The sequence below is a fragment of the Billgrantia bachuensis genome, assembly GCF_011742165.1.
Taxonomy (GTDB): domain Bacteria; phylum Pseudomonadota; class Gammaproteobacteria; order Pseudomonadales; family Halomonadaceae; genus Halomonas; species Halomonas bachuensis.
This window is the reverse complement of record NZ_JAAQTO010000047.1, coordinates 23648-44064: the sequence shown is the minus strand read 5'-3', so window position 1 is coordinate 44064 and position 20417 is coordinate 23648. Positions and strand designations below refer to the sequence as shown.

At 65.8% G+C, this 20417-nt stretch carries 20 protein-coding genes; 2 read left to right on the top strand and 18 right to left on the bottom strand.

Annotated features, from left to right (window positions below; translation table 11 throughout):
• Positions 1 to 83: 83 nt before the first annotated feature.
• Entirely contained in the window at positions 84 to 1091 is a 1008-nt protein-coding gene (locus tag HBJ55_RS16510) for an AraC family transcriptional regulator ligand-binding domain-containing protein (protein ID WP_167117407.1), read from the top strand.
• Here HBJ55_RS16510 and bktB read toward each other — a convergent pair whose 3' ends face one another.
• The 13 genes from bktB to HBJ55_RS16445 form a co-directional block, all read right to left on the bottom strand.
• A complete protein-coding gene (bktB, locus tag HBJ55_RS16505; RefSeq protein ID WP_167117405.1) occupies positions 1092 to 2279 on the bottom strand; it encodes a beta-ketothiolase BktB in 1188 nt (395 codons plus the stop codon).
• Between the two features lie 40 nt (positions 2280 to 2319).
• On the bottom strand, positions 2320 to 3477 hold the full coding sequence (locus tag HBJ55_RS16500; protein WP_167117403.1) for an acyl-CoA dehydrogenase family protein: 1158 nt from the start codon (positions 3475 to 3477) through the stop codon (positions 2320 to 2322).
• A gap of 3 nt (positions 3478 to 3480) precedes the next feature.
• A complete protein-coding gene (locus tag HBJ55_RS16495) occupies positions 3481 to 5040 on the bottom strand; it encodes a fatty acyl-CoA synthetase (protein WP_167117401.1) in 1560 nt (519 codons plus the stop codon).
• Positions 5041 to 5082: 42 nt separating this feature from the next.
• Positions 5083 to 6303: an ABC transporter substrate-binding protein gene (locus HBJ55_RS16490; RefSeq protein ID WP_167117399.1), complete on the bottom strand. Its 1221-nt coding sequence runs from the start codon at positions 6301 to 6303 to the stop codon at positions 5083 to 5085.
• A 449-nt stretch (positions 6304 to 6752) separates the two neighbouring features.
• The gene (locus HBJ55_RS16485; protein ID WP_206022715.1) at positions 6753 to 7862 is read right to left on the bottom strand and encodes an SMP-30/gluconolactonase/LRE family protein; all 1110 of its coding nucleotides are present in this window, start codon (positions 7860 to 7862) and stop codon (positions 6753 to 6755) included.
• A 162-nt stretch (positions 7863 to 8024) separates the two neighbouring features.
• Complete coding sequence (locus HBJ55_RS16480; protein ID WP_167117397.1) at positions 8025 to 9128, bottom strand: metal ABC transporter solute-binding protein, Zn/Mn family; 1104 nt, start codon at positions 9126 to 9128, stop codon at positions 8025 to 8027.
• A 30-nt stretch (positions 9129 to 9158) separates the two neighbouring features.
• Positions 9159 to 10049, bottom strand: a complete 891-nt coding sequence (locus tag HBJ55_RS16475; protein ID WP_167117395.1) for a metal ABC transporter permease — start codon at positions 10047 to 10049, stop codon at positions 9159 to 9161.
• Entirely contained in the window at positions 10046 to 10780 is a 735-nt protein-coding gene (locus HBJ55_RS16470) for a metal ABC transporter ATP-binding protein (protein ID WP_167117393.1), read from the bottom strand. Before HBJ55_RS16470 ends, HBJ55_RS16475 begins: the two co-directional genes overlap by 4 nt.
• A complete protein-coding gene (locus HBJ55_RS16465; protein WP_167117391.1) occupies positions 10780 to 10929 on the bottom strand; it encodes a hypothetical protein in 150 nt (49 codons plus the stop codon). Before HBJ55_RS16465 ends, HBJ55_RS16470 begins: the two co-directional genes overlap by 1 nt.
• A gap of 143 nt (positions 10930 to 11072) precedes the next feature.
• Positions 11073 to 11972, bottom strand: a complete 900-nt coding sequence (locus HBJ55_RS16460) for a metal ABC transporter permease (protein WP_167117389.1) — start codon at positions 11970 to 11972, stop codon at positions 11073 to 11075.
• 115 nt (positions 11973 to 12087) lie between these two features.
• Positions 12088 to 12753, bottom strand: a complete 666-nt coding sequence (locus HBJ55_RS16455) for a hypothetical protein (RefSeq protein ID WP_167117387.1) — start codon at positions 12751 to 12753, stop codon at positions 12088 to 12090.
• A gap of 108 nt (positions 12754 to 12861) precedes the next feature.
• Positions 12862 to 13698 (bottom strand): class I SAM-dependent methyltransferase, encoded by an 837-nt coding sequence (locus tag HBJ55_RS16450; protein ID WP_167117385.1) that lies wholly within the window; start codon positions 13696 to 13698, stop codon positions 12862 to 12864.
• A gap of 152 nt (positions 13699 to 13850) precedes the next feature.
• Positions 13851 to 15380, bottom strand: coding sequence for a winged helix-turn-helix domain-containing protein (locus tag HBJ55_RS16445; RefSeq protein WP_167117384.1), 1530 nt, complete (start codon positions 15378 to 15380; stop codon positions 13851 to 13853).
• 115 nt (positions 15381 to 15495) lie between these two features.
• On the opposite strand from HBJ55_RS16445, the gene HBJ55_RS16440 reads away from it, so the two are divergent.
• The gene (locus tag HBJ55_RS16440; RefSeq protein WP_167117382.1) at positions 15496 to 15720 is read left to right on the top strand and encodes a tryptophan-rich sensory protein; all 225 of its coding nucleotides are present in this window, start codon (positions 15496 to 15498) and stop codon (positions 15718 to 15720) included.
• On the opposite strand, the gene HBJ55_RS16435 is transcribed toward HBJ55_RS16440, so the two are convergent.
• From HBJ55_RS16435 to HBJ55_RS16415, 5 genes are read right to left on the bottom strand one after another with little or no spacing between them, the layout of a single operon-like run.
• Positions 15634 to 16845, bottom strand: a complete 1212-nt coding sequence (locus HBJ55_RS16435; RefSeq protein WP_167117380.1) for a four-carbon acid sugar kinase family protein — start codon at positions 16843 to 16845, stop codon at positions 15634 to 15636. The genes HBJ55_RS16440 and HBJ55_RS16435 overlap by 87 nt on opposite strands.
• 2 nt (positions 16846 to 16847) lie before the next feature.
• Positions 16848 to 18095 (bottom strand): RuBisCO large subunit C-terminal-like domain-containing protein, encoded by a 1248-nt coding sequence (locus HBJ55_RS16430; protein ID WP_167117378.1) that lies wholly within the window; start codon positions 18093 to 18095, stop codon positions 16848 to 16850.
• A complete protein-coding gene (locus HBJ55_RS16425) occupies positions 18092 to 18637 on the bottom strand; it encodes a VOC family protein (RefSeq protein ID WP_167117376.1) in 546 nt (181 codons plus the stop codon). Before HBJ55_RS16425 ends, HBJ55_RS16430 begins: the two co-directional genes overlap by 4 nt.
• 6 nt (positions 18638 to 18643) lie before the next feature.
• The gene (locus HBJ55_RS16420) at positions 18644 to 19921 is read right to left on the bottom strand and encodes a TRAP transporter large permease (RefSeq protein ID WP_167117374.1); all 1278 of its coding nucleotides are present in this window, start codon (positions 19919 to 19921) and stop codon (positions 18644 to 18646) included.
• Entirely contained in the window at positions 19918 to 20415 is a 498-nt protein-coding gene (locus HBJ55_RS16415) for a TRAP transporter small permease (protein WP_167117371.1), read from the bottom strand. The genes HBJ55_RS16420 and HBJ55_RS16415 overlap by 4 nt, the downstream gene beginning before the upstream one ends.
• Positions 20416 to 20417: the final 2 nt, after the last annotated feature.

Here is a 20417-nt window from a genome sequence, read left to right as displayed (position 1 = left end):
GTCGCAGAGTAACTGGCCAAGGCTGCAGGTAACTTACCATGTCGGCATGATCGGTTCTGCCAGGCGAACCAAGGGAGAGGGGCGTGTCCGTCACGGTATCCATGCATTTCGTCAACGAGCTGTTCCGCGGCGTGCCCAAGAGCGAAGCGGCTCGCGAGGCGTATCTTGCTCGCGCCGGGATATCGCCGTTTCTACTCAGCGCCCCTCACGGGCGGGTGACCGTGGAGCAGTTCGCCACGCTCTACCGCCTGCTGGTCAACGAGCACGACGACGAGACGCCGGGCTTCTTCGCCAGGCCGCTGCGCGGGGGTACGCTGAAGCTGCTGTGCCTGAGCGTGCTGGAAGCGCCGACGCTCAAGGTGGCGCTGCATCGCTACACGCTGTTCTTCCGCATCGTGCTGGACGACTTCGGCTATGAGTACAGCGTCGAGAACGGCCTGGCGCGGGTGGCGCTGGTGGAATATCGGCCGCCGACGGGCAGCCGCATTCTCGTTCACGAGCTGATGCTCAAGCTGTTTCACGGCATCAGTTCGTGGATGATCGCGCGCAAGATCCCGCCGCTAATGATGGAGTGCGCCTATGCGCAGCCGGCGCACAGCGCCGATTACCTCTATTTCTATCCCGGCAAGGTGAGCTTCGAGCGGCCTCAAACCGCCATCTACTTCGACGCTGCCCTGCTCGAGCAACCGATCCGTCAGACCAAACAGCACCTTGGCGCCTTCCTGCGCCGCGCGCCGGCCGACTGGTTCTACGTCTCCTTCGCCGATCGGCTGGTGTCGCACCGGGTGCGCGAGCACCTCACGCGGCACCTGGCCACTTCGGGCTCGGTGCACGACGTGGCACGCGCGCTGCACATGTCGGTGCGCACCCTGGCGCGTCGGCTGGCCGACGAGGGCACGCATTTCCAGGCGGTGAAGGACGAATTCCGGCGCGACTTCGCCATCCAGGCGCTGACCCGCTCCGAACGGCCGCTGCCGGCGATTGCCGACGAGCTGGGCTTCACGGACCTGGCCTGCTTCAGCCGCGCCTTCAAGTGCTGGACGGGCAACTCGCCCGCCGCCTATCGGCGGGCGCCGCAACCGATGGCCTGATCAGCAACGCTCGATCAACCGGGCGATGCCTTGGCCGCCGCCGATGCACAGGGTGATCAGCCCGTAGCGGCCGCCGGTGCGCTCCAGTTCGGCCAGCGCCTTGATCGTGAGGATCGCGCCGGTGGCACCGACGGGATGCCCCAGCGCCACGGCGCCGCCGTTGGGATTGAGGCGCTCGGCGGGGAAATCGAGCTCCTGGGCCACCGCCATGGCCTGGGCGGCGAAGGCCTCGTTGGACTCGATCACGTCGATGTCGGCGATGGAGAGTCCGGCCTCTTCGAGGCAGCGGCGCACGGCGGGAATCGGCCCCAGGCCCATCACGCTGGGTTCGACCCCGGCGGTGCTGGCGGCGATCAGTCGGGCGCGGGGCGCGAGGCCGCGGCGGTCGGCCTCGTCGGCGTGGGCCAGCACCAGCGTGGCGGCGCCGTCGTTGATGCCCGAGGCGTTGCCGGCGGTGACCACGCCCTCCTTGGCGAAGGCGGGTTTGAGCCGGGCGAGATCCTCCAGCGTCACACCGTCGCGCACGTGCTCGTCGCGGTCGAACTGGCGCTCGTTCTTGCCCTCGCGCACGGTGACCGGCACGATCTGCCCGTCGAAGCGACCCTCGGCAATGGCGCGGGCGGCCTTGCGGTGGCTTTCCAGGGCGAAGCGGTCGATCTCCTTGCGGCCGAGCCCGCAGCGCTTGGCGATGTTCTCGGCGGTCACGCCCATGTGGCCGCTGCCGAAGGGGTCGCTGAGCACGCCCAGGGTCAGGTCGGTGACGCTGGCGTGGCCCATGCGTAGCCCGTTGCGCGCCTGGGGCGGCAGCAGATAGGCGCCGCGGCTCATCGATTCGGCGCCGCCGGCCAGCGCCAGGCGGCTGTCGCCGAGCACGATCTGCTGGGCGGCGGAGAGGATCGCCTGCACCCCGGAACCGCACAAGCGGTTGACATTGAACGCCGCCGCGCCCTCGGGCACGCCGGTTTCCAGCGCGATGTGGCGGGCCAGATAGGCGTCCTGCGGTCCGGTGGTGATGATATGCCCGTATACGGCGTGATCGACCTCTCCGGCCTCGACGCCGGCGCGGACCAGCGCCTCGCGGGCGGTAGCGGTGCCCAGCTCATGCGGGGCGAGCCCGGCCAGGCTGCCGCCGAAGCTGCCGATGGCGGTGCGGGCACTGCCGAGAATGACTACGGAATCGAGCCGCATCTTGTCTCTCCTGTCTATCGTTCAGATCTTGTCGAAGCGCTCAGGCCACCGTGCTCTTGCCGAGCAGCGAGCGGGCGATCACTTCCTTCATGATTTCCGAGGTGCCGGCGTAGAGCGTCTGCACGCGGGCATCCAGGTAGAAGCGCGAAATCGGGTATTCACGGGTGTAACCATAGCCGCCGAACAGCTGCAGGCAGGCGTCGATGGTGCGGCACTGCATCTCGCTGAGCTGCAGCTTGAGAATGGCGGCGTCGGTGGCGTTCATCTCCCCCTGGCGGTACTTGGCCACGCACTGCTCGAAGTAGGCGCGGCCCATGTCGATCTGGGCGCGCACCTCGGCCAGGGTGAAGCGGGTGTTCTGAAAGTCGCCCACGGCGCGGCCAAAGGCGCGACGCTCGCGCACGTAGTCGAGGGTCAGCGCCAGCGCCCCTTCCATGGCGCCCAGCGCCTGGGCCGCCACGCCGAGGCGCTCGCGGGGCAGCTCCTGCATCAGGTAGGCAAAGCCCGAGCCTTCCTCGCCGAGCAGGGCATTCTCGGGCAGGCGCAGGTCGTCGAAGAACAGCTCGGCGGTGTCGCTGGCGTGCTGGCCGATCTTCTTGATCGGCTGGCCGCGGGAGAAGCCGGCAAGCGCGGTGTCGACCAGGAACAGCGACACGCCGCGGGCGCCGGCGCCGGGGTCGGTCTTGGCGCAGACGATGACCAGGTCGGCCACCTGGCCGTTGGTGATGAACAGCTTGCTGCCGTCGAGCCGCCAGCCGTCGTCGGTGCGGCTGGCGCGGGTCTTCATCGCCGCCAGGTCGCTGCCCGCGCCGGGCTCGGTCATGGCGATGGCGCCGACCGCCTCGCCGCGGGCCATGGCCGGCAGCCAGCGCTCGCGCTGCGTCGGCGTGGCGATGTGCAGCAGGTAGGGCATGACGATGTTGGCGTGAATGTTGTAGGCGCTGGCCAACCCGCCGAAGCCCTGACGCGAGATCTCCTCCAGCGCCAGCTGGACGATGGCGAAGTCGGCGCCGCTGCCGCCCATCTCTTCGGGTAGGTCGATACCCAGCAGGCCGGCCTCGCCGAGCTTCTGCCACAGCGAACGCGGCATCTCGCCGGCGGCTTCCCACGCCTCGTAGTGAGGCGCCACCTCCTGCTCGAGAAAGCGGCGAATGGTGTCGTGGAACAGCGGCGTCAGGTCGTCTTGCGTTTCAGTCATGGGTCAGCTCAGGTCCTTGCGCAGGTGGCGCTTGAGAATCTTGCCGGCGGTGCTCTTGGGCAGGGCCTCGGCGAACAGGATTCGCTTGGGCACCTTGTAGGGCGCCATGTGGTCCTTGGCGTGGGCGATCAGCTCCTCCTCGCTCACCTCCATGCCTTCGCGGGGTACCACCACGGCGGTGATCGCCTCGATCCACTTCGCATCGGGCAGGCCGATCACGGCCACCTCGGAGACGGCGGGATGCTTGAACAGTCCCTCCTCGACCTCACGGCTGGCCACCACCACGCCGCCGGTATTGATCACGTCCTTGATGCGGTCGACCACGTAGAGATAGCCCGCCTCGTCGAAGTAGCCCACGTCGCCGGAGTGGAACCAGCCGCCGGCGAAGGCCTCCTCGGTCATGTCGGGCTTGTCCCAGTAGCCGGTGAGCAGCTGCGGCGAGCGGTGCACGATCTCGCCATGCTCGCCGGGCGGCACGTCGTTCATCTCCAGGTCGACGATACGCGTCTCCACCGTGAGAATGGGGCGGCCCGCCGACGCCGGGCGCTCGGCGTGCTCCTCGGGGCGCAGCACCGTGGCCAGAGGCGCGATCTCGCTCTGGCCGTAGCAGTTGTAGAGCCCCACGCCTGGCAGGCGCTGCTGCAGCTCTTCCAGTACCGGCACCGGCATGATCGAGGCGCCGTAGTAGGCCTTCTTCAGCGTGGAGAGGTCGAAGGCATCGAAGTCGGGGTGGCGCAGCAGGCCGATCCACACCGTGGGCGGGGCGAAGAACGAGGCGATGCCCTGGCTTGCGATCTGGCCCAGGCAGTCGTCGGGCAGCGGCGCCATGCGCAGGTGCACGGGCGCACCGAGCAGCAGCGCCGGCATCAGGAACACGTGCATTTGCGCCGAGTGGTAGAGCGGCAGGGCAGCCAGCATCGGCTCGTCGTCCTTGATGTCGAGCTCCACCATGCAGGCCATGTACTCGGCGAGCAGCGCCTGGTGGGTCATCATCGCCGCCTTGGGCGCCGCCGTGGTGCCCGAGGTGTAGAGCAGCTGGGCCAGGCTGTCGGCTGCGACGGCCACGTTCGGTTCACTGTCGTCGCTGGCTTCGTCGAGAGCCACCTGCAGCACGTCGAAGCCCGCCTGCGTTTCGGCGTGCAGGGTGCCGGCGAGCGTGAGGGGGAGGCCTTCGCTGGCCCTGGCCACGTTTTCGGCCAGGCTCGTATCGCTCAACAGCCCGGCGGCGCCGGACTGCTCGAGGATATAGCGCAGCTCGTCGGCGCTCAGGGCGAAGTTGATCGGCACGTGCACCAGGCCGGCGCGGGTGCAGGCCAACCAGGCGATCACGTAGGCGTCGGAATTCTTGCCGTAGGCGGCCAGGCGGTCGCCCGGGGCCAGGCCCGCCGCCAGCAGGCGGTTGGCGACCCGGTTAACCGCCCGGTTCAGTTCCGTGTAGTTCCAGCGCCGGCCCTCGAAGGCCAGCGCCAGCCTGTCGCGGTGCTTGCGCGCGCTGCGGCTGAGCGCGGCGCCGATGGTGTTCTGCTGGATCCTGCTGTGAGCATTCTCGACTGTATGGCTCATGACGGTCCTCTTGTGCTTGTTCATGGGTCGTGAACGAAACGCTCAGGTGTTGTCGACCAGGTGACACTGGCTCTCCGACAGCGGGCGGAACGCCTCCTCGGCGGGAATGGTGCGCACCACGCGGAACAGGTCATCCTCGTTCTGCGACTCCTCGGGCGTCTTCACCTCGACCAGGTACATGTCATGGACCATGCGGCCGTCCTCGCGGATGTAGCCATTGGTGGCAAAGATGTCGTTGATCGGCGTATCGGCCATCTGGCGGCGCACGGCCTGGGCCTCGTCGGTGCCGACGGCATCTACCGCCTGGAGATAGTGCAGGGTGCTGGAGTAGAGCCCGGCGTGAACCATGGTCGGCATGCTGCCGGTGCGCTCGCGGAAGCGCTCGGCCCAGGCGCGGGTCTCGTCGTTGAGGTCGTAGTACCAGGCCTTGGTGAACTGCAGCCCTTGGGCTGCCTCGAGGCCGATGCTGCGCACGTCGGTGCTGAACAGCACCATGCCGGCCAGCACCTGCCCGGCCTGGGTGATGCCGAATTCTCCTGCGGTGGTAATGGCGTTGATGGTGTCGGCGCCGGCATTGTTGAGCGCGATCACGTCGGCCCCGGAGGCCTGGGCCTGCAGCAGGAACGAGGAGAAGTCGCTGCTGGGGAAGGGATGGCGCGCCTTGCCCACCACGGTACCGCCGTTCTCGCTGACCACCCGCTCCACGTCGCCTTCCAGGGCATGGCCGAAAGAGTAGTCGGCACTCAGCAGGTACCAGTTCTTGTGGCCCTCCTGGGTGATCGCCTTGGCGGTGCCGTTGGACATCGCCCAGGTGTCGTAGACCCAGTGAATATGGTTGGGCGAGCAGCTCTCGTTGGTCACGCCGGAGGAGACGGCGCCGTTGACCAGCCCCAGGCGGTTCGCCTCTTCCAGCAATTGAACGGCGGCCAGCGTGACCGACGAGGCAACCAGGCCGGTGACCATGTCGACGTTGCGTTGGTCGATCCACTCGCGCACTACGCTCGAACCCACGTCGGGGCTGTTGCGGTCGTCGGCACTGAAGACTTCGATGCTGGCGCCGGCCACGCTGCCGCCGACATCCTCGATGGCCATCTGGATGGCATCCAGCCCCATGGGGCCGATGGGGTCGCGGTAGGGGCCCGACATGTCGGCCAGATAACCGATGCGGATCTCGTTGTCGGTGATCTCGGCCTGCGCGGTCTGGCCGACGAACAGAATGGAAGCGGCAAGCGCACCCAGGGCGAAGCGGCGTGTCGTTGTCATTGTGTGGCCTTTGTTCTTGTAGCTGTTGTTGTAGCGTTCGGCTCAGGTTGTGGATAAGCCTGTGTATGGTTTGGTGAACTTTTGTGCAAAGGGTGTGGGCCGCCTGTGAGAGGCCTGCTGGCCCTTGGCACGTGCGTTCATGGTAGGAAGAAAGCGATTCGTCAGGTTTACCCATCGCGCCACAATTTTTGCATTTCGTGCCATTCTTTCGTTGCCGCGAAGTGGGTAGGGCTCGAGTCGTGAGGTAAAAAGAGGTCGGTGAGGCGTCTTTTGGGGCGGCCGGCAAATGGGCCTGATCGGAGCGGTGGCGGATCGTGCCAGGCGAGTGTCAGGGAGAGGTAAAGCAGGAGCGCTAAGGAAGAACGGGAAGAAGGAATGGAAGGAAGAGTGCCGAAAAGAGCGGAGGGCTGCTCCCTCCGCTCATGTATGGCGTCCTCTAGCGGAAGGGGCTACGTGTTGCCGGCCCAGACCGCGACCCCCTGGGTCTCGACGTAGACGGCATAGAGCGACTGGCTGGCGGTCATGAACAGACGGTTGCGCCTGCGGCCGCCGAAGCAGACATTGGCGCAGGGTTCCGGCAAGTGAATCTTGCCGATCAGTGTGCCGTCGTCGGCATAGATGTGGACGCCATCGTGGTCCTCGGCATCGAACAGGCCGCCGAAGACCGCCCCGCACCAGAGGTTGCCGTCCATGTCTGCGGCCATGCCGTCGATGAAGCCCGGCCCGACCTCGGCGAACTGGCGCTCGTTGGCCAGGCGGGTACCGTCGTCCACGACGTCCCAGACCAGGATCTGGTGGGGATGGCCGGGGGTGTGGGTGCCACCCGTATCGGATACGTACAGGCGGGAGTAGTCGGGCGAAAAGGCGATGCCGTTGGGCTTCAAGACTTCGGCCATCTTCTCTAACCGGCCGCTGCCAGGATCGATGCGATAGACGGCTTCGGGCAGCTCGAAGTCGGCGATATGCCCCTCGTAGTGCATCAGGATGCCGTAGCCCGGGTCGGTGAACCAGATGCCACCGTCGGGGTGCACGATGACGTCGTTGGGAGCATTGAGCGGCTTGCCCTCGAACTCGTCGGCCAGCACGGTGATGGTGCCGTCATGCTCGGTGCGGGTCACGCGGCGCGTGTCGTGCTCGCAGGACAGCAGCCGCCCCTCGCGATCCCGCGTGTTGCCGTTGGAGTAGTTTGAGGCCTGGCGGAAGACGCTCACATCGCCGGTATCCTCGAGCCAGCGCATCTGCCGGTTGTTGGGGATGTCGCTCCAGACGAGAAAGCCGCCGTCGCCGAAATAGACCGGCCCCTCCGCCCAGCGAAAACCTGTAGCCAGGCGCTCGACCGCCGCATTGGCCAGGCGGTAGGCGCCGAAACGTTCGTCGATGACCTCGATGGCTGGGTCGGGGTAGGACACGAGAGAGCCGTCCCAGGGTCGCTCCTGAGCGAATAACTGCCCAGGCTTGAGCGCCATCGTTGCACTTGCCGCCGCCGCCACGCCGAGGAATGAACGGCGCGTCAGTGGGTGAGCCACCTCCCCGAGGTCGTGCTGGGTATCGTCATGCATGCTGCTTCCTCCCTTCTGTTTGTTCTGTCAGGGTTGGGGCGATTGCGATGAGAGGCCTACCAGCTTAGTCGCGCTTCCTGGTGTTTGCGCATGGGGCCCGTTCGAGGCAACAAAAAAGGCGCCCCATGCAGGTGGCGCCTTTTTCGTCATGCAGGAAGGTTACTAGTGATCGTGATCGTGGTCGTCATGGCCGTGATCGTCATGGTCATCGCCATCGAGACCATGGTCGTCGTGGCCCGGCTCGGCCAGGGCATCGTGCAGTACCTGGGCGTTGTGGCGCATCATGCCCAGGTAGGTGCTGGCCTCGCCTTCGGTCGCCAGGGCATCGGCATAGAGCGTGCCGGCGATGGGCAGGCCGGTCTCCTCGGCGAGCTGGTTGATCACCGCCGGGCTGGTCATGTTCTCGTGGAACAGGGCGCGTACGTTCTGCTCGCGAATCACGTCGATCAGCTGCGCCATGTCGGCGGCGCTGGGTTCGGCCTCGGTGGAGAGCCCCACCGGCGAGAGGAAGCGAATGCCGTAGGCATTGGAAAAATAGCCGAAGGAGTCGTGGCCGGTGATCACGCTGGTGGAAGGCGGCACTTCGCCCAGAAGCTCGCGAATCTCGGTGTCGGTGGCTTCCAGCTCGTTGATGTAGCGCTCGGCGTTCTCCCGGTAGGCGGCCTCGTTGTCCGGGTCCGCCTCGATCAGGCCATCGCGAATGTTGCCCACGTAGACCTTGCCCATGGCCAGGTCCTGCCAACCGTGCGGGTCGTCGTCGCCATGGTCGTGATCGTCGTGGCCAGCCGCCTCTTCCTGGCCGTGATCGTCATGATCATCGTGTCTGTGATCGTCATGCCCATGGTCTTCATGCCCATAGTCGTCGTGGTCATCTTCATGGTCGTCGTGACCGTGAGCATGCGCGTTGTCCTGGCCGTGGTAGTCGAGCTTGTCGATGCCGTCGCTGGCCGTCACCAGCGGGCCACTGTAGTCGCTGGAATCGATCAGCCGCTCCATCCAGCCCTCGAACATAAGGCCGTTGAACACCACCAGGTCGGCCTCGGCGAGCGAGCGCGCCTCACGCGGGCTGGGGGAGAAGACATGGGTATCGCTGTCGGGGCCGACCAGCGAGGTGACCTCCACATGCTCGCCGCCCACGTTCTGCACCATGTCGGCCAGGATGCTGAAGCTGGTGACGACCTGAACGCGTTCGGCGGCAATGGCGGCAGGCAGCGCCAGCATGGCCGAAGCGCCCAGCATCAGGGCGGCGGATGTAACGTGTCGCATGGAAAGCCTCCTCAGGTGTTAGTGTTTTACTCAGTGCGGTTCTGGTGCGCCGAGGGGTACGGCATGACGCTGAAGTTTCGCCCTCAGGCTATGGTGGCGGCCGAGCAGCGCGGAGAGCACATAGCCCGCGCCTGCCAGCAGGATGATGGCCGGCCCCGAGGGAACGCTGAGGTGGTAGGAGAGCAGCAGGCCGCCGAGGCTGGCGACAGCGGCCAGCAGAATGGCGACGGTAATCAGCCCCTCCAGGCGCTTGCTCCAGAAGCGCGCCGTGGTGGCCGGCAGCATCATCAGGCCCACGGCCATCAGGGTGCCAAGGGTCTGGAAGCCGGCGGTAAGGTTGAGCACCACCAGGCCGAGGAAGATGCCGTGCACCAGGCTGCCCTGCATGCCCTGGCCGCGCAGGAACAGCGGGTCGAGGCATTCGACCACCAGGGCGCGGAAGATCAGCGCCAGAGTGATCACGATCACGCTGCTGATCGTCGCGATCAGCACCAGCGCGGTGGAGTTCACCGCCAGGATCGAGCCGAACAGCACATGTGTGAGATCGACGCTGCTGCCACCCAGCGAGACCAGCATGACCCCCGCCGCCAGCGAGATCAGGAAGAAACTGGCCATGGCCGAGTCCTCCCTGTGCCCGGTCATTTGCGACACGCTGCCCGCCAGCACCGCAATCAACAGCCCCGACAGCACGCCACCCAGGCTCATGATCGGCAGCGAGAAACCCGCCAGCAGAAAGCCCAGTGCCACGCCGGGCAGAATGGCATGAGCCATGGCGTCACCGATCAGGCTCATGCCGCGCAGCATCAGGAACACGCCAATGGGCGGAGCGGCCAGCGACAGGGCCAGGCCGGCCACCGCCGCGCGGCGCATGAAACCGTAATCGAAGGGCGCAATCAGCCACTCGTAAAGCAGCTCCATCATGCATCGACCCCCGGAATGCCCAACGCGAGCCGTGCCGAACCGACGCTGGCAGGCTGGCTCTGCAGCACGGCCTGGGCGGTGGTCCAGCGAGCGTGACCGCCCGTCAACACCACGACTTCCTCCGCCAGTCGAGCGAGCTGTTCCATATCGTGCAGGACCACGATGATGGTGGCGCCTTCGGCCGCCATGTCACGCAGTACCGTCATCAGCACCTCGACGGTTTCCGCATCGACGTTGGCGAAGGGCTCGTCGAGCAGCAGCAGTTCGGCTTCCTGCATCAGGGTGCGGCCGATCAGTGCGCGCTGGCGCTGGCCGCCGGAGAGTTCGCCCAGCGGGCGATGGGCCAGGTGCGAGATCCCCAGGCGCGCCATCACCTCGCGGCCACGGCGGTAGTGGCGGGCGCAATAGCCGGTGAGCGCGCCGTGGCTCGGCCAACTGCCGGTCATCACCAGCTCTTCCACGCTCATGGGAAAGGTGAGGTCCAGCGCCAACTGCTGGGGCAGCCAGGCGCGCCGCTCCTTGGGCACGGTGCAGCGCACCTTGCCCTTCACCGGGCGCAGCATGCCCATGATGCCCTGGATCAGGGTGCTCTTGCCGGCGCCGTTGGCGCCCACCAGGGCGGTGATTGCGCCGTCGCGAAAACGGCCGCTTACGTGCTCGAGCACGGTGCGGTTGGCCTGGGCCAGCTGGAGATCGTGAAGCTCCAGGCGTGACGCGTGCGTCTCGGCCATCAGCCCCACCACCCTGCCGCCCATGAGACGGCGAGCCAGAGTACGCACAGCGGCGCGGCAGCCAGCAACAGACGGCGCGTGGCGGAAAGCGACATCAACGAAAAATGACACGGCCCCTCGGGGCGATGCCGATGCGTGCGGTGTGCCATGAGTGGCCCTCGCAAAAACCAATTAAGATATAACATAACAAGACGCCCGACAAAGGGGGAGTCTTCATTGCGACAAGGTGGTGACAGTCACCGCCCGATCCAAGGGCGGCAGTATCCAGAATTCGACGCAAAAGGGAACCATGTCAGCGTAACTGCCCGGCCTGCCGCGACGGCACGACGCGCTTCGGCCAACGGATGCCGGTTTTTAACCCACGATGGGGGCCCAGAACGACCGACGCGCAGTACCCCAGCCCCACCAGCAGGATAATCGAAGGGCCGGAAGGCAGGCCAGCATGGTAGGACACCAGCAGCCCCACCACGCTGGACGCCAGGGCGATGCCGATGGCGATGGCGATCATGCCCTCGAGCCGCTGGCTCCAGTAGCGCGACGCCGCGGCGGGCAGCAGCATCAACCCGGCCGCCATAAGAATGCCTAGCGTTTGAAAGCCGATCACCAGGCTGATCACGACCAGCACCATGAATAGCGCGTGCGTCCAGCCGGCGTGTCGCCCCTGAAGCGTAAGGAACAGCGGATCGAGGCACTCGACCACCAAGGCGCGAAAGGCGATCGCCAGGCCCACCAGGACCGTGCTGCTGCCCAGCGCCACCAGTCCCAGCGTGGGGCCATCCACCGCCAGTATGCTGCCGAACAGGACATGGCCGAGATCCAGGGCGTTGCCCGAAAGGCTGACGATGGTCACCCCGCCGGCCATGGCAATCAAGAACAGGCTGGCCATGGCGGCATCCTCCTTGAGGCCGCTGAACTGCGTTACGCCACCGGCAAGCGCCACGGTGACCAGACCCGCCAGCACGCCCCCAAGCATCATCAGCGGCAGGGAAAATCCGGCCAGCAAGAAGGCGATGGCCACGCCCGGCATGATCGCATGCGACAGCGCCTCGCCCATCAGGCTCATGCCGCGCAGCGTCAACAGTACGCCGAGAATCGGCGCCGTGAGAGAGAGCGCCAGACAGGCCGCCAGGGCGCGGCGCATGAAGGCGTATTCGAAAGGTGACGTGAGCCACCAGAGAAGCGTGTCGATCATGGGGAGTGTCAGGCTGCTATTTGGGGAAATGTTATATCATAACAAAACAAGGCAAGCCAAGTGGCCGCTTTCTCAATACCCATGCCAGGAGGCGTTGGCCGTTCAGCCGTTCCTCTCAATAGCGCAGCGCGACCCCCAACTGATTGGGCGCTACCAGCAGGGCATACTCGCCTTCGAGGTGAATATCGCCCAGCGAGACCCGCGCCGGCTTGAAGCGGTTTATCGCCACCGAGGCTTGGCGTGGCTGAGTCTGCAACTGCAGCTCGCTGATCAACATGCCGGTGGCGAAGTTGATCGCTCCGTCGCGGCCGCGGCCGTCGCCCACGCCGATCAGCAGCCCTGAAGCGGCATTGATCGCCAGCGAACCCAGGCGTGCCCGCAGGCTGCGGCGCTGGCGCTCTTCCTCCGCCACCGCATGCAACAGCCGGCGGGCGCTGTCGATATTGCCATCGCCCTCGCGCAACTCGCGGTAGGCGGCCGGGTGCGGTTGGCCATCCATCAGCGTGCCGGCCAGCGCCAGCGCCGACTTCACCACGCCCACGCGGGCATCGTAACGGTCGTCGCGGTCGTCCGCCTCGCTGGCCTGATAACCATTGAATGCCAATGAAGTGGCATAGACCCCGGCCCAACCGTACTGCCATACGCTGGCCTGGCGCTCGCCACGGGCCAAGGCGTCCTCGTAGGCCTGGTATTCGCGCTCTGTGGATTGTGCCAAAGCCAAGGGAGAGGCGAAGAGCATCAAGGCAGCGCACGCGAAAGGCAGCAAACGGCAACGGGGCATGAGGGATTCCTTGTCAGGCCATGGAGATACATGTTCGTTGTCATTACAGCACAAGACGAAAGCCGGGAGCGCCAAAATGGCGTTCCCGGCAATGGCAAGCGCGCCCGACTACCGCGTGATTATGACCTCAAGATACTCCGATGACACCACCATGGTGCCGTCGGTGGCGCGGTTCCGAGAGTCGATCAGAGCGAGGATCTCCCCGCGCAGCGCCTGGCCGGCTTCGACATCCAGCGCTTCGAACGCCTTCAGTGTCGGCCCATAGTAAGTGCTGAACACGTCCAGCCAATGCTGGGGCGACTGGTAGCGGAAAGTGAAGTACCGCGGTTGGGCCTCGATCGACTGCACATACGGACCGAAATGCGTGTCGAGGAAGTCTCGCGTGCCCCAGGCAGCCGGGGAGTTCACCCCCGCCGGCGGCGTTACGTAGCGGCCGACGGCCTTGAACAGCTGACCGATGAAGCTCCCCGGAGTCCAGTTGGCCAGGCCGATCTTGCCACCGGGCTTGCACACGCGGCGCAGCTCCGCGGCGGCCTGGCCCTGGTTGGGCGTGAACATAACCCCGTAAGTGGAGATCACGTTGTCGAAAGTGGCATCGGCGAACGGCAGATCCTCGGCATCCGCTGTCTGGTAGTCGATTGCCAGCCCTTCCGCTTCGGCACGCTTGGCAGACTTGGCCAGCAGTGTCTCGACGTAATCGGTAGAGACGACCTTGCAAAAACGCCTGGCTGCGGCCAGCGAGGCGTTGCCGTTGCCGCCGGCCACATCGAGCACGGTTTGCCCGGCATGCAGATCCATGGCTTCGCAGAGCTGTTCGCCGACGATCTGCAGGGTGACGCCGATACGTGCATAGTCACCGGCGCCCCAAACCGTTTGTTGCTTGGCCTTGATCGCCGCGTAGTCGGGGCTGGCCACCGGCGAATCGAGCGAGGGAGAGAGTGTCATGGCAAAACTCCTTTGGTGGTTTGTCATATCGTTGCCGTCGGTGACCTTGAGGCGCAGCCGAACGGCAAGCTCAGCCTATGCGGTGCCGCAGTCGCCGGCTTGAAGGTTGCGTGGGGATTTGCGGGTATTTACGTGGCGGGGACGTGGCGGTACTACAGCGCCAGCAAACGTTTGCCATGCTTCTGTCCGACCAGTGCCACGATCTGCTCGGACGTCAGGTCGGGCTTGATGCGGTAGGCCTGGCTCAGGACCCTGCGCGCCAGGTCTTGCCTGCCATCGAGCCGGTGAATGACGGCCAGCACGATACGAGGCATGTAGCAGCGGTCGTCACGCTGGCAGGCCAGTTCCGCCTGCTCGCGGGCAGCGCTGCGATCGTCAAGGAGCAGGTAGGCCAGGGCGAGGACCGCACCCCAGATCGACAGCCGGCTGTCGAGCGGGCTGATGCGAATGCCATGGCGCAGGTGAACGACCGCTTCGTCCAGGCGATGGCAGGCCAGGTACGCCGAACCGAGTGCCGCCCAGGCCTGTGCGTTGGCGGGGTTGAGCTCCAGGGCCTTGCGCAGTATCGGCACGCCACGGTCGGGGTAACCGATATCGTCCAACGCGCAGCCGGCATAACCGAGTACGGTCGAGTCCATGCTGTCGAGCTGCAATGCGCATTCGGCGGCATCGAGCGCTTCCGCCCAGGCCTGCTCGCGATCGCTCATCAGGCCGAAGCGGTGCCCTAGGCCACGAACCAGCGAGAGATGGGCGGCCGCCAGGGCGAATCCCGGCTCCAGCCGCCAACTGCGCCGCAGGAGGTCGGCCGCGACCGAGAAAGACTCATGGTGCCAGCCCTGTAGCGCCAGAATACCGCTGGCCTCGAGATAGAGCTGACGTGCGCTGCGCTCACCATCGATGCTGCACACCGTGTGATAGATGGCTCGGTGCAGTTGCGGTTCCAGCTTGGCGATGATCATGGGCACGCCGACATCAAGGGCCTCGCACACCGGGCCGGCCAGCGCGAAGGTCTCGGCCCACAGACGAAAGCCGGCCCTGGCATCGGCCAGATGCACAGTGACGCGAATCCGATCTGCGCCCTCGTCGAGCCAAGCCTGTACGCTGCCTTCCAGGATGTAATCGACCCCCAGTGCCTCGTGAATCTCGCGCGCTGCCGGCGTCACCGGACGGTCGAGATAATGCCCACTCCGTGCGCTCAGGCGCAGCAACGGTATTCGCGTGAGAACGGAACTCAACTCGCCGGTCATCGCATCGGCGAACCGAACCAGTTCCGGTGTGTCGGCCAGCGCGCGCAGCGGAAGAATGAGCAGAGAAGGGTCGTCGCAGCTGAACGGGGTGGTGGCGATCGCGAGCCGGCCTGGTGCGGCATCGTCGGTTTCGGTGACGTTTGCGGTGAAGCGGAAGCCGCGGCCGCGAACCGTCCGGATGTAGGTCTGGGTATCCCCGCTATCACCCAGCGCGCGACGTGCCTGCTTGATGCAGGAAGCGACCGTGGCATCCGAGACGACCCGCCCCGCCCATACGGCCTCAATCAGTTCTTCGCGGCGGAAGACCCGATCCGGATGATGGGCGAAATGCTTGATCAGATCGAACACCATCGGCTCCACACGACACAGCTCGCCGTGCCGACGCAGTTCATAGTGCGCCGTATCGAGTTCGAAATCGTCAAACCGGAGAGTCATGGCGTTGCGCCGTCCGGGCGTTCCCTGAGTGCCGTTACTCTGGTTTAGAGTATGGTGCAGGGTTCCCGCAACCGCCTCGTCCACTTGCGATACCTGGCCGCAAAGGAGGTGCCCAATGACCGCCGCATCTCGCCTATCGCTGGCGACTCTGTTCGGCTGGTTGCTCGTGCCCTATCTGGCCTGGGTCGGCTTCGCGGGATTCCTCAATGCCGGCGGGGCTGAGCGGGTACGTGCGCTGCCGCCAGCCGCCATGTCACCGCGGTTCCCGTTGAACCATGGCTCGAACCTGGTCGAACAAGTCTATGCCGCCCATCTGGCCGCCCTTGAGAATGACAGGTAGCCGTCCGCCATTCGTGAAGTGGGCGCAGCAGATAGCAACGCCCGCTGACAGCTGCCCCGTATAGTCGATGCTGCGTGGGGCGAGGGCGTGAATGGCCAGGCTGGAGGTGTCGCCCCCCGCCACCAGCACCGTGCCGACTGCATGCTCGGCCATCAAACGGGCCAGCAGCTCGGCGGAGCGCTGCGCCATGTCGGCAGGCGATAGGCCGTGGTTCAGGTCTTCGTCGAGCACCGCCAGCACATGACTGCCCGAAGCCAGAAGTTTGCGGAGCCTGCGATAGGGTTCGTCAGGCTGGTGCGCGAGGGTGCCGGCGGGAATGACGACCTTGGTAAATCCGGTGGCGGCTGCCACCTGGGCAGCGGTCACGGGCGAACGGCTACCGACGAAAACCAGCAATGGTCCGGGCAAGGAGTCCGGCAACTGAGGTGGAGAGGCTTCGGGAAAGCAGGTCTCGGCTACGCTACTCGGTCCGACCCAGAGCTGGGGAAACGGTGAGCTCGCCAGACGCTCCTTGAGCGCTCGCTGGTCGCTTTCGTCCAATACGTCACACAGCACCGGGTTATCGGGCAGTAGGCCGCCGCTGCGCAGCGCCAGGAGATCGAGCAGCGCCAGGTTCGGCAGCCCCAGGTTGGCGAAATGGCGACGCAAGTCCGCTTCGCGCATTGGAGTGACGGGGTGATCCCGCATGACGGGGTGGCGGTCGATCCGGTGAACGTTGCCATCGCCTCCCTTGGCGAACAGGTTACCGAACAGGCAGTAGCGACCGAGGCTTGGCTGGCCGCCCAGGACGACAGTAGTAGCCGGGGCCAGGCCTTCGCTCAGCACGTTCATGGCAGTGGCAATGTTGCCAACGGCAGCGCTGCTGTCGAAGGTCGAGCAGACCTTGAGATGGATGACCTCTGGCGCATGGGGCTTCAGGGCTTCGGCGATGTGCTGCATGGTGGCGGTCAAGGCGTCCCGTTCCATGCTGCGCGATGCCGTTGCGATACCGAAGGCGTCGAGGTCTTGCACTTCCGCTAGGGTGGGTGGGGCCAGGTAGAGCCGCGTCCGCAGGCCCGCCCGGCTCAGCGTGGCGAGCGTATCGGACGCTCCGGTGAAATCATCCGCAACGAATACGTAGCGCATGCCTAGCGGGCTCCGAAAAAGTCGAGCGCGGCCGCGAGCGCCGGGCGCCCGGGGGCTTGCAGCGGTTCGCCGGCCTGTATGGCCTCCCAGGCTTCGCGCAGGCTCCTGACGCCCGCGGCGGCTCCGTCGGGATGTGCCAGGATGCCGCCACCGGCGAGGAACATGAAATCGGCGCTGCCGGTTTCCGTCAGCGTCGCCGGCAGGGTGCCCGCCCACTGCCCCGAAGAGAATACCGGCATCACCCGGTCGTCCGTATTTCCGAGCGGCTGCAGCGAGAGCTTCGCCGCCTGGGCCACTTCCTCGGTCAGGTCGGCAAACTTGCCGCCCATGCCGTGGACATGCAGATGGTCGACTCCCGCCAAGCGATACAGCACCTGGTAGGCGGAAAAGTCGATTCCGAGCGCCGGGTGGCGGGCGAAGGCGCCAAAGCCATTGCGATGACCGTGGATGGCCAGCGGCGTCGAGGCGCGCAGGCTTTGCATCGCCGAGAGGCCGCACCAGTTGAGGCTGGCCATCACGCAACTGCCTCCCTCCGCTTCGACGTGCTCGGCGTGGCCGCGCATGGCATCCACTTCGTCGCTGATGTTGAACGCTATCATCACGTCGCGCCCGCTGCGTTGCCGCCAGCGGCGCACCCTCGCCATCACCGCGCTGATTCGCTCACGTACCGGGGCATGGGGATGGTTGCCGGCGATTTCATCGTCCTTGATGAAGTCGACCCCCGCTTCGCACAGCCGCTCGACCAGATCGGCGGTCTCCTCGGGGGAGAGACCGATATTGGGCTTGAGAATGGTACCGAACAGCGGTCTCTCCTGAACGCCCAGCGCCGCGCGCGTGCCGGCCACGCCCAGCCGGGGCAGCGGGTAGCGGTCGCGGTACTCGGGGCGCAGGGTCAGCCCGGTGAGCCGTAGCCCCGTCACCTCGCCCAGATCGAAGAGGTTGCCGGCCACTGTGGCCGCCAGGTTGGGCAGGTTGAGGCCCACGTTCTCCTCGGGGTAGTCGATCTCCACAGCGATGCGGCGCCATGGGCCCGGAACACCCTTGCGCTCCAGGTAGGCGCTGCGCAGGCTGGGATGTTCGCGTTCGTCGAGCACCTCGACCTTGACGACGCGGGCCCCGAACCGAGCCCGAAGCGCTTCGGTCTCGCCCTCCACGCGCACGAAGGTTCCCGAGCTCTGCTCCCCGGCCATCATCTCCGCTACCGCCTGAGGGTCGAGCGGAGTTTCCAAGAGATACGAGGCGCGAATCATGCGCTGTTCCTGGCGAGCGAGGGGAAGGGGCGGACCGGGTCGCTGCCGTTCCAGTCCTGCGAGGCCTCGCGTATCAGGCGGAACATGTCGCCCTTGGGGCCACGTACTTCGGAGAGCTCAATCACCGTGCCGGGATGGTACTCGCGATCGAAGTAGGCGAAACGCCCGTTCACGCCGACCTCGCCGCTCATCTTGACGCGAAACCCCTGGGCCTCCATGGCGGCCAGATCGGTGTCGTAGTCTTCGGTCCAGAAGGCCACATGCTGGAGCCCGGTGCGCCCTGCCTGGAGGAAGTCGCGATACATCGATGGCGCATCGTTACGGGTCTGGATCAGCTCGACTTGGATGAATCCCGAGTTGGCCAGGGCGACCGAGTTGTGAACCTCGTACCGCTGACCCTCGTAGGTGTAGTTCTCTATCGGCACGCGCGGATTGTAGAAGAACGGGCCGACGCCCATGACCCGGGACCAATGGTCCATTGCTTCCTCGATATCCGTTACCACGTACCCCAGTTGGCGGATCGCGCCGAGATGTCTGCTCATGGAATCTCACTTCATGACAAGGTTGGGCAGCCAGGTGGAAAGGCCGGGAACCAGCGTTACCAGCGCAAGGGCTGCGAAAAGGGAAAGGTAGAAGGGGGCGACGCCGCGGATGACCGACTGCAACGGCATCTTGGTGATGATCGAGACCATGTAGAGGCTCATTCCCACCGGGGGTGTCAGCAACCCGAGCATCAGGTTGAGCACGAAGACCACACCCAGCTGCTCGGGCGGAACGCCTGCCTGCAATAGCGCCGGGGTGACGATGGGCGCAATGATAAGGATGGCCACGATGGCCTCCAGGAACATGCCGACCACCAGCAGCAGCAGGTTGAGGATCAGCAGCAGGACCAGCGGGTTCTCCGATACCTCCAGTAGCCATGCCCCGGCCCGTGCCGGCACACGATCCATCGTCAATACCCAGGCGAAGAGCGCCGCCGCCGCTACGACGAACAGCACGTTGGCCGTGGCCAGCACCGTTTCGCGCGTGCAGCCGATGAAGCCCTCCAGGGTGAGCGAGCGATAGATCAGCAACCCGATCAGCACGGCATAGGCCACCGTCACCCCGGCCGCTTCGGTGGGGCCGAAAAAGCCGCTGATCATGCCGCCAACCAGCAGCACGGGGGCGAGCAGTGCGGGCAGCGAGATCCACGTCTTGCGCCGAATGGCGGGCAGGGTGGGCCGGATGTCATCGCGCGGCAGGTCATGCCGGCGCGCCATCACCGCGACCTGGATCATCAGTGCCACGGCCACCACGAGGGCGGGTACCACGCCTGCCAGCAGGGCGCGGATGGTCGACACCTCGGCGGCCGTGGCGAAGATGATCAGCGGAATGGAGGGCGGAAAAATGGGGCCGATGGTGGCCGCTGCAATGGTAATGCCCGAGGCGAAGCGTTGACTGTAACCCTGGTGTTCCATCTGGCGGATCTGGATGCCACCGAGCGCGCCGATATCCGCCAGCGCCGCCCCGGACATGCCGGAAAAGATCAGGCTGACCAGCACGTTGACGTGGGCCATGCCACCGCGGATTCGCCCCACGAGCATGCGCAGCAGGTCGAAGAGATGGGTCGTGACACCCGTCGCACCCAGCAGCGAGGCAGCCAGTATGAACAGCGGCACAGCCAGCAGTGGCGAGCTGTCGAGGGTGTTCACGGCCCGCTGGGCGAGCACCGTTACCGGCAGGTCATGGATCAGGATGACGAGCCCCGCCGACAGGCCAAGGCTGACGGCTACCGGTGCGCCGATGAGCAGGCCCAGGGCGAACAGCATGAGCAGGGTAACGGTCATTCCTCGACCTCCTTGCCCTTCGCCAACAGGCCGAGGCGGTAGGCGGCCACCACCGCGAGTAAGACCAGCCCAACCAGCGCAGGCATGTAGAACCACAGGTTCGGCATGCCCATTGCCGGCGTGGCGAAGCGCCCCGCACGCAAAAGGAAGCGATAGAAGCCGTACAGCGTCAGAACGCAGAACCCCAGCGTTGCCAGTTCGCCCACCACTAGGCAGAGCCGGCGCCCCAGCCGGGGCAGCAGGTCCACCAGTAGCGTGACCGCCACGTGCTGGCCGCGCAGCAGCAGAAACGGGGCGGCAAGATAGACCATGGCGATGCCGGCAAAGCGGGCCGCCTCGTCGACCCGGGGTAGGCCAGTGTCGAACAGGTTGCGTGCCACAACTTGGGTCACGATCAGCACGGCAATGAGGACCAGGAGGCCCATCGCCACCCCAAGGCACGCTTGGGTCAGCCAGGTAACCGCTCGCCCGACAATCGGCTTGTGCTCGTTCATGG